Annotated in this window: 11 protein-coding genes; 2 read left to right on the top strand and 9 right to left on the bottom strand. The window is 48.3% G+C overall.

Annotated elements, in window-relative coordinates; all coding sequences use genetic code 11:
* Positions 1 to 3 precede the first annotated feature (3 nt).
* The 4 genes from MKY92_RS03385 to MKY92_RS03370 form a co-directional block, all read right to left on the bottom strand.
* Positions 4 to 1,035: an HD domain-containing phosphohydrolase gene (locus MKY92_RS03385; RefSeq protein WP_017690779.1), complete on the bottom strand. Its 1,032-nt coding sequence runs from the start codon at positions 1,033 to 1,035 to the stop codon at positions 4 to 6.
* Positions 1,036 to 1,050: 15 nt separating this feature from the next.
* Positions 1,051 to 2,931 (bottom strand): tRNA epoxyqueuosine(34) reductase QueG, encoded by a 1,881-nt coding sequence (gene queG / locus MKY92_RS03380; protein ID WP_339299154.1) that lies wholly within the window; start codon positions 2,929 to 2,931, stop codon positions 1,051 to 1,053.
* Between the two features lie 171 nt (positions 2,932 to 3,102).
* Positions 3,103 to 3,687, bottom strand: coding sequence for a signal peptidase I (lepB, locus tag MKY92_RS03375; protein ID WP_339301669.1), 585 nt, complete (start codon positions 3,685 to 3,687; stop codon positions 3,103 to 3,105).
* Positions 3,688 to 4,034: 347 nt separating this feature from the next.
* On the bottom strand, positions 4,035 to 4,460 hold the full coding sequence (locus MKY92_RS03370) for a GNAT family N-acetyltransferase (RefSeq protein ID WP_017690782.1): 426 nt from the start codon (positions 4,458 to 4,460) through the stop codon (positions 4,035 to 4,037).
* A 420-nt stretch (positions 4,461 to 4,880) separates the two neighbouring features.
* Between MKY92_RS03370 and MKY92_RS03365 the strand changes: the two genes are divergently transcribed.
* Positions 4,881 to 5,492 (top strand): superoxide dismutase, encoded by a 612-nt coding sequence (locus MKY92_RS03365; RefSeq protein WP_150364015.1) that lies wholly within the window; start codon positions 4,881 to 4,883, stop codon positions 5,490 to 5,492.
* Between the two features lie 266 nt (positions 5,493 to 5,758).
* Here MKY92_RS03365 and mutY read toward each other — a convergent pair whose 3' ends face one another.
* Together mutY and acpS are read right to left on the bottom strand one after the other, a co-directional pair.
* A complete protein-coding gene (gene mutY / locus MKY92_RS03360) occupies positions 5,759 to 7,126 on the bottom strand; it encodes an A/G-specific adenine glycosylase (RefSeq protein ID WP_339299152.1) in 1,368 nt (455 codons plus the stop codon).
* A 29-nt stretch (positions 7,127 to 7,155) separates the two neighbouring features.
* Positions 7,156 to 7,554 carry a holo-ACP synthase gene (acpS, locus tag MKY92_RS03355; protein WP_339299151.1) on the bottom strand — a complete coding sequence of 133 codons (399 nt, stop codon included), beginning with the start codon at positions 7,552 to 7,554 and terminating at the stop codon, positions 7,156 to 7,158.
* A gap of 250 nt (positions 7,555 to 7,804) precedes the next feature.
* Here acpS and MKY92_RS03350 point away from each other — a divergent pair, with 250 nt between their 5' ends.
* Entirely contained in the window at positions 7,805 to 8,620 is an 816-nt protein-coding gene (locus tag MKY92_RS03350; RefSeq protein WP_339299150.1) for an alpha/beta fold hydrolase, read from the top strand.
* Between the two features lie 160 nt (positions 8,621 to 8,780).
* Here MKY92_RS03350 and nadE read toward each other — a convergent pair whose 3' ends face one another.
* From nadE to MKY92_RS03335, 3 genes are all read right to left on the bottom strand, one after another.
* Entirely contained in the window at positions 8,781 to 9,590 is an 810-nt protein-coding gene (gene nadE / locus MKY92_RS03345) for an ammonia-dependent NAD(+) synthetase (protein ID WP_221818675.1), read from the bottom strand.
* A 139-nt stretch (positions 9,591 to 9,729) separates the two neighbouring features.
* Positions 9,730 to 10,164: a BrxA/BrxB family bacilliredoxin gene (locus MKY92_RS03340; protein WP_017690788.1), complete on the bottom strand. Its 435-nt coding sequence runs from the start codon at positions 10,162 to 10,164 to the stop codon at positions 9,730 to 9,732.
* 223 nt (positions 10,165 to 10,387) lie between these two features.
* A complete protein-coding gene (locus MKY92_RS03335) occupies positions 10,388 to 12,082 on the bottom strand; it encodes an ATP-binding protein (RefSeq protein ID WP_339299148.1) in 1,695 nt (564 codons plus the stop codon).

The raw sequence follows: 12,082 nt of genomic DNA, 5'->3' as shown, positions 1-12,082 counted from the left end.
AAGCTACGTCATGACAGCTTCAATGAAAACGGTTGTATGCTGAGCCAGATCGATTTCAACCACATCCAGAGAATAACGCGTACTTCCGCGCGCCACCCTGATTACAGGTCTGCCGGGCAATCCCCGATGTTGACGCACAATGACTCCAGTCTCTTTGGTGGACAGTCGCACCGCTGTGCCATTGGGATACACGGATACACTCTTGTTGAACTCAATCAGAATATCCCGATCCAGTTTTGTACCAGACAATGCCATCATCTCTTCACAGGCCTCATGTGGCATCAAACTGTCCTTGGATAAACCATTAATGAGATTATCATAGATATTAGCCACACTAACGATTCTCGCAAACAGATGGATGTCACTTCCCTTGATCCCTCTCGGCATGCCTGTACCATCTACATGCTCATGATGCTGCAGGGCTGTATGGGCGACCAACAGACTAAACTCCCGTTTGTTCTTAATCACTTCGAATCCACGCCATGTATGGTGCAGCGAAGAATTTGCCGCAGAGCCACTGCCAGGAGGTTCCCCCACTTTGCCAATATCATGCAATAATGCCCCCACAGCAAGGTCCTTCAGTTGATTATAATTGAGTCCCATATTCAGTCCGATGACCGAAGACAACAAACATACATTCATCGCATGAACATACTGTGCATTGTCTTTGGTACGAATATCGGTGAGCTGCACAAGCATTTCACGCCCGTTCAGTACATCATTCAGCAACTTCTCTATACTGAGGGCAACTTTCCTCGGACTCCAGTCTTTCCCGGATCGAATGGATTCGAGTGTGACACTCATTTCGTTAATTATTGCCCGTTTCGTGGTTTCATCCAGAATGTCTTCTGCATCCACATCTTTATACGCTTCATCCTGGATGTATAACATGGTCACGCCAATACGCTTCAGCGTATTGACCATGTATACGGTGAGCTGGACTCCGGCAGACAGCAATACCGTGCCGTTACTGGAATATACCGTCTTGCCCAGAAGCTCCCCCGCTTCCACGCTCTCCACGTTTACATACTTCATGAACGTCCCCCGCTCTTACGATAGCTGCTCCAATGCGAGCAATTGCTCCTTGGTTTGCAGACCGCCTACATAACCCACCAGGGTACCGTCTTTACCACTGATACGGTGACAGGGAATAATAATCGGAATCGGATTCTTGCTGATGGCGTCCAGAACTGCACGAACAGCCTTGGGTCTGCCGATGATTTCCGCAACCTGTTGGTGTGATGAGGCCTCTCCATAAGATATATCGGACAGAACCTGCCATACTTGTAGCTGGAATGGTGTTCCAAGCCGATCAAGCTGCAGGTCGAACGTTTTTCTCTCCCCTGCAAAATACTCCTGTAACTGCTTTGCAGCTTCACTGAGCTTCTCTTCATTCTTCTCATATCGATACTCGCCAATCCAGATGCGGGCCCATTGTTGCAGATGAGCTTCGCGCACGTGGAAGGCGCCAAAATCAATGTGACACAGTCCTTCATCCGTCGCGCATAACGTAAGAGTACCAATCGGTGTCAGTATCTCATCGTAGTATACGGGCTTGCCATGAAGACCCGTAACGGCTGAAGGTTTCCACGCTGCGGCTTCCGGTGTGACAGGTTGTGCAGACTGCTCATTACCCGGTTCAATCCCAGCTTCCATTTTCAAATCCTGTTGTAACGCTCGTAAGGCATTGTTCTCGTTGTTCTGTTCCTCTGGCTGCTTCTCACTCACTTGCCCAGCCTGTGGCTGTTTGGGTAAGGTCTCGGACGAACTCAGTCGCTCCTCGGCCTTCTGCAGCATGCTTAGTACGTTCCCATCTTGTTCGTTAGCGGCAGCTTCCCCAATTGCTCTCATGGCGTCTTCTCCTCCAATTCTGCTTAACGCCCAAGCTGCGGTTCCCCGCAACTCGGGGCGCGGATCACGTTTTAGTACTTCTGTAAGTTTGGGTACAGCACTTTTGTCTTTGAAATTGCCCAGGGCAATAACGGCGTTGCGTTGAATCGGCTTCTTGCCCCGCCAAGCGGCGGAACTCTGACCGAAACGTTCCTTGAATTCCCGGTTACCAATGTCCAGTAGCGGCAACAGGAGTGGCTTCACAATCTCCGGATCGGGATGAAACTCGGGATGGTGATCCCAGTTCTTGCCCCGGTTCTTCGGACAGACAATCTGACACGTGTCACAACCGTACAGACGGTTGCCTATTTTCAGCATAAATTCTTCATCCACGAACCCTTTTGTCTGGGTTACAAAAGAAATACAACGCTGTGAATTCAACTGCCCCGGCCCCACCAATGCTCCTGTAGGACAGGCATCAATACATTTTGTACATTCGCCGCAGTCTTCGGTCACAGGTGTGTCTGGTTGAAAAGGAATATTCGTTACCAGTTCTCCGAGAAAAATCCATGAACCGAATTTGGGCGATATAATGGCACAGTTTTTGGCGCTAAAACCAATTCCCGCACGCTGGGACACCGCACGATCCACCAGTGCTCCCGTGTCTACCATGCTTTCGATCATGGCCTCAGGTACACGTTCACGTATAAAATTTACCAGCTTGTCCATCGCTGCACGCAGGACCTGATGATAATCCTGACCCCAAGCCGAACGGGCAAAAATGCCCCGATATGCACCAGGCTCCGATTTCGGCGGATTCACCATTTTGGATGGGTATGCCACGGCTATTGCAATAAGTGAAGCGGGCTCGCCATCTTTTAAGGCAGGGTGCACCCTTTTTTCAATATCCGGCTCTTCAAAACCTGAAGCATACCCCTTATCCCGCGACTGCTCCAGCAGCGACTTCAGGGAAACAAAGGGATCAGCCGAAGCAAAACCGATATCATCAATGCCCAGTCCGGGGCCAGCTGCCTTGATCTCCTGTTTTAACTTCTCCCATACGGAGGCATCCTGTGCTGCCCCGGTCTGTACGCTCGTCATTCCTCTTCCCTCTCTTCTTCCGACACTTATTCCGTAAATAGTGAACGCCCGCCTCACGGTAAGAGGACAGGCGTTAATTTCTATATATGCCTTACATACTTGAATTCAAACGGAACGAGTCTATATGGTTTAACGCAAAATGCAGTCTGAAGTTGTTGTCCTGTCAGCATTTTACAATTTCTTCAATTCAGAAAACGGCCAGAAAATAAATTCAGCCTTGCCTACAATCTGATCGGATGTAATACTGCCAAACACTCGGCTATCCTTACTTTTGCCTTCATGACGATTATCCCCCATCACGAAGAAATGATCCGGCTCCAGTGTGATTGGGCCAAAATCCGGGTCCTGCACCTCAATATCGGTGTACGTTTCCGCTTGTTGCTCGCCGTTCACATATAGATGGTGATCCCTAACTTCAATTGTATCTCCCGGAAGTCCAACGATCCGTTTCACCAGAAAATCTTTCTTCTCTACACCTTCACTTGGATCACGAAGTACGATCACATCTGATCGGGAAGGAGTACCCAGATGGTATACAATTTTGTTGACGAAAAGGCGATCTCGCTCAACCAGTGTCGGCTGCATGGACTGTCCCTTGACCATCGACAGATTGAACACAAACAGGTTCAGCAGCATCATGATTACAAAAGCAACAACAATCGTTTTGACCCAGTCCCACAGCTCGACAGCCCAGGATTTCCCCGGTTGTTCAGGCTTTGACGGTTCATTTCGTTGCTCGGAAGTCACATGTTCCATTGAATGATTATTGGAATTCAAAGGGACACCTCATTTATTAAATAGTTGAATTAAACTTGTAACCTGGTGACCATACTCCCTTTCAGTCTACTTCATTTGGGAGAGTGAAACAATTGGTTATGAGCACCAATACCTTCGTTATCGTGAATACAGCCGGGATAGTCAAGGTGATTTAAATAGAATTCAGAGACTCCGAAGCATGTTCATAAAATGAGGAAACCAGAGGAATATGATGTGAAGAACACTCATATAAATAGAAAGGCACATCCCTCACGTTCTTACACGTTAAAGAGATATGCCTAATATGAAATGAAAATCTTTTTTTTATTTCTTTTTAAACATGCAAACTAAGCTTTGGACAAAATACTAAGAGTCTGGAAAGCGCTCATAATCTGATTGGCACCGTAACCCATTGCTTCATATAGAGGCATGGCTACTTTGTTGTGCTCATCACCCGCCACCCATACTTGGCTGACTTTACGCTGCTGGAACCGCTGTTCCATAGCCTCAACAAGTGTTTTGCCGACTCCACGGCGACGATAGTCTGGATGAACCGCAATACGGTAGATACAACCCTGGTTGTGATCAATCGTACCGATCAAAGCGCCTACGAGGTCTCCCTCTTCTTCCGCAACCATGATCAGGTCAGAATCCCATGACAATTGACGGGCAAACGGGCCCATCGTGTTCTCATAACACTCTTCCGATAGTGCAACCTGGAGAAGCTCCGTCATCTGGCTTGCATCACTCAACTGAAAGGAACGAACGTGCATGTCTTAAATCTCCCTTTTCGTTAGCTTAGATGAGGTTTTTTATAAAAAGGGAATCCCTTTTTACCAAAAACCCAATGTTCATATAATGACAAAAAACGAGAAAATACCGCTTCTTCGTCAATTAAACCATACTTTTCTCCATAAAACACGCATTTTCTTTTGAAAGCGCTTAATTGTAACCGTTTACATACGAATATTAAACTTTACATCCATTTTAACGCCTGAAAACACATAAATAGTTGCATAAAGGGTAAAATATGTTTGTTATCTCTGGCCCATCATTAGATCAACGCCTCGGGGGACTTAATAAACAAAAATGTTGCTTAATTAGCCCGAATGCGGTTTAATAATAGTGGCAAGGGTATTATTACATATGTACCTGTTTTCAAAAAAACCTAAAATCTCAGGAGGTATTTCATTATGGCTTTTCAATTACCGGCACTTCCTTACGCTAACGACGCACTGGAACCACATATCGATGCACAAACGATGGAAATCCACCACGATCGCCATCACAATACTTATGTAACCAACTTGAACGCAGCTCTGGAAAGTGCTCCTGAACTGCAAGAAAAAAGTTTGGAAGATCTGATTGCTAACCTTGACAGCGTACCTGAAGGCATCCGCACAGCGGTTCGCAACAATGGTGGTGGACATGCTAACCACAGCCTGTTCTGGGAAATCATCGGACCTAACGGCGGCGGCGCTCCTACAGGCGATATCGCAGCAGCAATCGATAGCGAACTGGGTGGCTTTGACAAATTCAAAGAAGATTTCGCTAAAGCAGCTACAACTCGTTTCGGTTCCGGCTGGGCTTGGCTCGTAGTTGGCAAAGATGGCAAGTTGTCCATCACTAGCACACCTAACCAAGACAGCCCTCTCTTCGAAGGCCTGACTCCGGTTCTGGGTCTGGATGTATGGGAGCACGCTTACTACCTGAAATATCAAAACAAACGTCCTGATTATATCGGTGCTTTCTGGAATGTAATCAACTGGGATGAAGTGAACAAACGCTACGCTTCTGCAAAATAAGACTGTTAGTATGGACAGTTAACATAAAAGAGAGCCTGATTCGGTCGTTATGACCGTGATCAGGCTCTCTTTTTTGCTATCGCTATAGTTATAGTTAAAGGGTGTTTTGTTTCTAACGAACCCAGGACACGCTATTGCTCCATATTTTATCGTATCGCGAACATAACGAATCTCAGAGTAGCTATTTCCCCAAATACGGGCTTTGATGCGGAAACTTGGGTTGATTTGGCTATGATAACGTCACTCAGGTTCGTTAGCTCCCCCATTTAATCATTCACTTGATCATAAGCTCCCGCAAAATAACTGCTGATCAGCTTCAGAAATATATTCGGGAATGCCATCTTGTCCATATCTTCCGGACTGATCCAGCGGTAGGTCAAGCCATCGCCTTTACCTGTCAGTGTCGTAGTACTCAGTGCTAGGTCACTAACGTCAGATGATGACATCAACCTCTCTCCATCGTTAAGCGATGTTGAGAGGTTCTGCGCATGAGGCGTGCCTGGCACCGATGAATGCGTTGTGTCTGACTCAGGAGACACAGCTGCTGATGAGGCTGTGCCCTCCCTTGTTGCCGCCTGTGCATCGTAGGCGGCTCTGGCTTCCGCTGCGATCAGCGGAAGCTCACTGCTCTGGTCCTGCTCGGTACACTTGTACACCTGCAGGCTCCAGACAATGTGGCTGAACACATGCTCCGCATGGGTAGCCAGCCCTTCCGGGCGAGCAGCGAAGCCTTCCGCCCACAGACTGCCGGCCAGCAATGCCATGGCCGGCTCATCCGCCAGCGGCGCCGCCTTCTTGCTGGCTGCGGCGGGCGCCGCGAGCACATGCGGCAGCTCCCACATGCGGGCCAATAGGCCCGTGTCTGGGCGCTGGCGCACAAGCACTTGGCCGCGATGAGCACCGTGGCCCTCCACAATCGCGACCAGCCGCTGCTCAGGGCGCGGCGGCTTCGCCTTGGTCTTGACCGGCAGTGTAAGCTCTCTTCCGGCGATGCGGCCGGAACATTGCTCCATGACCGGGCAAGTCAGGCAGTGCGGCGCTTTGGGTGTACACACCAACGCGCCAAGCTCCATCAGCGCCTGATTGAAATCACGCGCTCGCCCTTCCGGAATGAGCTCTCCTGCGAGCTCTTCCATCAACACCCGGGTGCTGCCCTTCATAATGTCCTCATCGATGAGGAAGTATCGGGACAGTACCCGCATGACATTGCCATCTACCGCAGGCTGCGGCTGGTTGAAGGCAATGCTGAGTATGGCCCCGGCAGTATACGGGCCCACCCCTTTTAATGCAAAGACAGCCTGCTTGTCCTGCGGCATCTCGCCTCCGTGCAGCTCCATGACTTGTCTCGCGGCGGCCTGAAGATTACGTGCACGGGAGTAATAACCGAGTCCCTCCCAATTTTTCAACACATCCTCTTCGGGTGCTTCCGCCAACGCCTGCACGGTCGGGAAATTCCCGATAAAACGATTAAAATACGGAATTACCGTATCAACCCGAGTCTGCTGAAGCATAATCTCCGATACCCATGTGAAATACGGATTGTTGTGGCGACGCCACGGCAAATCCCGTCGGTTGATCATATACCAGTCCAGCAAATTCACGCTGAAATGTTGTTTCTGTTCCTGTAAACCCATATTTCCGTCCTCTCCTATTGCCAAGCTAACTACTTTTCCATCTGCTCCACGATTGCAAAGGCCGCTGCCAATTCCGTCTGATGCGTAATACTCAAATGAATGTCATATTGCTTATCATATGGCAGTTGCAGACGTTCCCAGGCTTGACTGGACAACGAGGCCACTGGACGTCCTGTCCCATCCGGCAGCACCTCAATGTCAGTGAAACCCATAACGCCACCAATACCGCAGCCAAATGCCTTGGACACCGCTTCTTTCGCTGCAAATCGACCGGATACAAACTCCGTCATCCGCTTTCCCCGTTGAGCCGCGATCTCCCGCTCTGCTGGTGTTAAAATTCGTTTCAGAAAAGCTTCCGCATGGCGACCGGACAATAGCTTGCGCATACGTCCAATCTCCAGCACATCATTACCTATGCCATATATCATCAACGCTTCACCCGCTTAATATTTTATACTGTAAGAGGTTATTCAAAAAGTCCCATCTTCTTGGTACTGAAAACCGCTCTTTTTGAACATGCATTGTAAAAGATCTCCATTCAATCACATGATCCGTAACTCTCCGAACACGTATTCTATTGTAGCAGGAGGGGCGCACAGAAGCGAGTACCTATCCGCATTACCATATATGCTAAAATATGAATCAGGAATCGTCTGAAATTCTTAGGAGGTCTGAATCATGCCCATAACTTTTGAATTGCCCACTGACGTAGATGCGATCATTCGCGGAGACTTTTTTCCTGCACAACAATCCGCTCAAGGTGTCATCATTCTGTCTCACGGATACAAAGGCTTCAAAGACTGGGGCATGTTCCCCTATGCAGCTTCACAGCTAAGCCAGACGCATCATGTGCTGACCTTTAATTTCTCTCACAACGGTATCGGCGAATATCTGGAGCAATTCTCAGAACTTGAAAAGTTCGCAGTGAATACCTACAGCCGGGAGCTTGCCGATCTGGCCCTGGTACTGGAGCATGTAGCTACACAACCTGAACTCACAGGACTTCCTGTATACCTGGTTGGTCATAGCCGCGGTGCGGGCGTAAGTCTCGTCTATGCACTGGATCATCCCGAGCAGGTGGCAGGTGTCATCTCCTGGAATGGTATAACCAACCTGGATCTTTTTACAGCGGAGCAAAAAGAAGAAATGCGCACACATGGCCGGAGCCATGTCGTTAACGGACGTACAGGCCAACAGATGCCACTGGACGTATCTATCCTGGAAGACCTGGACAAGCATAGCGAACGTTACGCTATCATTGACCGCTTGGCTTCTTCCTCTGTGCGCGTAGCACTGATTCAGGGAACAGCAGATGGTCAACGTCTGAGAGACGGTTCTGCCGCGCTGGTTCAAGCCCGTCCTGATATCCCCTGGCACCAGATTCCTGATGGGAATCATACCTTTAATACCGTACATCCATTTAACGAAACCACTCCGCAACTGGAGCAAGCCATCACCCTAACCCTGCAACAGATCAAAGACTGGAATAGCTAACTCATCTTTAAGATAGTAATCACCTGGATTTTTGCGGTTTCTCGTTCCACATAACAAAAAGAGTCACTGCGTGAGCAGTGACTCTTTTTGCATTCCCTAAAAGGGAGTTATTTCAATGTTGGTGTTAACAGCTTATAACCAGCATGCTTATCCATCCACATTAGATACCAGGAATGGCATTGCGTTTGTGATGTGTGCGTTTATAGAACGCTTCGAGGCGCTCTTGTGCAGCCGGATCGATCTGTTTGCCTTCGAGATAGTCACTGTTCGCTTCATACGAAATTCCCAGCTCATCTTCGTCCGTCTGACCTTCCCACAGTCCTGCCGATGGTGCTTTGTCCAAAATAGCCTGTGGCACATTCAGATATGCTGCCAGCTGGCGTACCTGACGTTTGTTCAGAGTGCTCAGTGGTGTGATATCCACAGCACCGTCGCCCCATTTGGTATAGAAACCCGTGATGGCTTCGGACGCATGATCCGTACCTACAACGAGCAGGTTCTCTTCAAACGAAAGCGCGTATTGCATAACCATACGAGTTCTCGCCTTGACATTACCTTTGCCTTGGTGAGTCATATGGCGTGGGCTTCCCAAGGATTTGAAACCTTGCTCCACTTCCAGCGCAATCTCGTTCACTGCATCTTCGATATTGGTTTCCACGACATGCTTCAGATCGTATGCTTTGGCTACAGCGTAGCTGTGGTCGATATCGGATTGTTCACCATAAGGTTGGAACACACCAAGCGTTTTGTACTCTTGGTTGTTCTCTTGCGTAAGCTCGTCCGTCGCTTTTTTGCAAAGCGCCGTAGCCACTGCACTGTCAATACCGCCGCTGATCGCAATCAGCAAACCCTTGGCACCCGCATTTTTCACATACGTCTTCAGAAAATCAACACGCTTGCGTACTTCCTCTTCTTCATTAATGCTTGGTTTAACCTTCAATTCAGCGATGATCTGTTGTTGCAAACTCATCGTTCACACACCCCGTTTCTAAATGAATGAAATTTGATGTCCAGCTTGAAAGGTCCGAATGGTTCAATAACCTTATCTATCCAAAATGAAACGCCCCGGCATCGGTGATCCGAAGGGCGGGGCGTTCTATTGGAGCGAATTAACGGCAGTAACGATCAAATGCACTTTTGAGATCAGCCGCAATATCCTCTGCAGAACGGTCTTCCACTTGATGACGCTCGATAAAGTGAACGAGTTCGCCGTCTTTCATCAGAGCGATGGACGGTGAAGATGGAGGATACGGTGCAAAGAATTCACGTGCTTTTGCAGTTGCTTCTTTGTCCTGACCAGCAAATACAGTGTACAGGTGATCCGGTGTAATATCGTGCTGCAGTGCTTGGGACACACCTGGACGACATTGACCTGCGGCACATCCGCATACAGAGTTAATGACAACCAGCGCTGTTCCTTTTGCATCAGGAAGACTTGCTTCCACTTCTTCAGGAGTACGCAGCTCCTGGATTCCTAGACGAGTTAAATCATCCCGCATCGGTTGAACCATATCTTTCATGTATTGATCAAATGACATCGACATTCGGTTTCACTCCTTATAAATGGTTGTTCTATGATCTCGATAAAATTAAAGGCCAATAAACTCTCCAAAACAACGTTACATTCATATCGAACATTATGGATGTAATGATGTGCTATTCCTATTATACATCCATAAGCAATGAAAGCAAGATTCAGAAACCGCCTGCGGAAAGGCTTCTTCCATAATATTATGTCTCAATGTCTGGCAAAATATGCTGAATGACCTAACGTTCAAATGCCACTTTGAAGGTCGTGCCCTGTCCTTCCTCCGATTCCACAGTAATGGTTCCATTATGTCGTTCCACAATACTTAGGCACATGGACAATCCAAGTCCGGTTCCCTTGGCTTTTGTGGTATAGAAAGGTTCAAACAGCTTTTCCTTCTTCACTCTGGGTAGACCAGGCCCTGTGTCACGTACACACAGTTCCACTTTGTCATCGACTATCCGCGTCTCCAGCGTAAGCACGCCCTTCTCATTCATGGCTTCCATCCCGTTACGGGCCAGATTGAGTACCACCTGTTTGATTTCCTTTGGATTGAGGTGCAACTTCGGTACATTATGGTCCAGCATGAGTTCAATACTCTGACCACGCAGGTTCGCATCGGCCCACAACAATGGACTGAGTTCATGAATGATATCATGCAGCTGGGATTCCTCTTTTTCCGCAATCCGATCCTGGGCCAGCGATAGAAAATCATTAATGATACTATTCGCCCGGTCCAGCTCTTCCAGAACGATCCGGTAATAGTGATCGAGGGAATCAGGACTCTTTTCCTGCATGAGTTGAAGAAAACCACGCACAACCGCCATTGGATTACGCACTTCATGCGTAATGCTTGCAGCCATCTGCCCCACCAGACTGAGACGATCCACATTATCCAGTTCACTTCGCAACATCTCAAGCTCCGTGATATCCTGAATGATCAGCATGGCTCCTGTAACTTCACTCGCAGACTCTGTTGAAAAGGCATAAATCGGTACGGTTCGGGACTGAAATACGTGTGCACCGTAACGAACGGTCAACCCACTAATCTCACCATGAACGATGGCTCTGCGAATGCTTTTATCCATCTTGTCCGCCTGACCTTGTTCAACAAATTGACTGGCAGGCTGTCCAATGAGATCAGGCGTGGACGTACATGGCAGCTGCTCCCTTGCGGTTTGCTCCATCATCTCATTGACAAATATCACTGTGCCTTGTTTATCTACGGTGGCAATGGAGAGAGGCACTGCGTTCAGAATCTGATGAAGTTTCTCCGTTTCGGCTATGTATCGATGGTGGACTTCCGAGAGATGCTGCTCCAGCCCGCGATAGTGCTTCATCCGTTCCAGCCATAGCAGACTCAGACTACCCGCAACAATGGCTCCAGTGGTATACCCAAGTGCTGTAAGTATTATGTAGGTCGCAGAGTACGTGGATTCATTCTGGAGGGATGCGATCCATAACAAACTCGTTACAACCAGTTCCATTGTAATCAGGATGATGAGGATCGTCATTTTGTGCGAAGGTGTATTATGCTTGAATCGTTTGGCAGACAACCATACAATAGGATAGAGAAGAATGCCCGTATGAAGGAGAAATCCGTACAGATCATAGGAATGCGCAAAAAGGAAATAGAAGAGAATATGTAGTATGGACAGCGTTAAGCCTATAACGGACTTACAATACAAAATAACAAGTATTACAGGTACGATGCTTAGTGATATGGGTACAGCCCCTGGACTCCCGTGAAGCGCGAACAGCAAACACAATAGCGTGCTCACGACACTCGTCACAGCAAAAACGGTCTGCAACATTCCGGCCTGTTCCAACTTGGCCACAGCCCGCTTGGAGAGCCCCAGATGGAATAAGGGAATCAGGTATACCGCCGACCCCGCCAGCAGTACTTGTAAAAGAATGTCCTTTAACGCAACCAC

It is taken from the genome of Paenibacillus sp. FSL R5-0623 (assembly GCF_037974265.1).
Classification (GTDB): Bacteria; Bacillota; Bacilli; order Paenibacillales; family Paenibacillaceae; genus Paenibacillus.
The sequence above is the reverse complement of the archived record's forward strand: the minus strand, read 5'-3'. Positions and strand labels throughout refer to the sequence as shown.

Bases quoted from the DNA above. Each gene is read 5' to 3' on its own strand.
- MKY92_RS03385 (WP_017690779.1), bottom strand. From the start codon at position 1,035: ATGAAGTATGTAAACGTGGAGAGCGTGGAAGCGGGGGAGCTTCTGGGC.
- queG (WP_339299154.1), bottom strand. From the start codon at position 2,931: ATGACGAGCGTACAGACCGGGGCAGCACAGGATGCCTCCGTATGGGAG.
- lepB (WP_339301669.1), bottom strand. From the start codon at position 3,687: ATGGAACATGTGACTTCCGAGCAACGAAATGAACCGTCAAAGCCTGAA.
- MKY92_RS03370 (WP_017690782.1), bottom strand. From the start codon at position 4,460: ATGCACGTTCGTTCCTTTCAGTTGAGTGATGCAAGCCAGATGACGGAG.
- MKY92_RS03365 (WP_150364015.1), top strand. From the start codon at position 4,881: ATGGCTTTTCAATTACCGGCACTTCCTTACGCTAACGACGCACTGGAA.
- mutY (WP_339299152.1), bottom strand. From the start codon at position 7,126: ATGGGTTTACAGGAACAGAAACAACATTTCAGCGTGAATTTGCTGGAC.
- acpS (WP_339299151.1), bottom strand. From the start codon at position 7,554: ATGATATATGGCATAGGTAATGATGTGCTGGAGATTGGACGTATGCGC.
- MKY92_RS03350 (WP_339299150.1), top strand. From the start codon at position 7,805: ATGCCCATAACTTTTGAATTGCCCACTGACGTAGATGCGATCATTCGC.
- nadE (WP_221818675.1), bottom strand. From the start codon at position 9,590: ATGAGTTTGCAACAACAGATCATCGCTGAATTGAAGGTTAAACCAAGC.
- MKY92_RS03340 (WP_017690788.1), bottom strand. From the start codon at position 10,164: ATGTCGATGTCATTTGATCAATACATGAAAGATATGGTTCAACCGATG.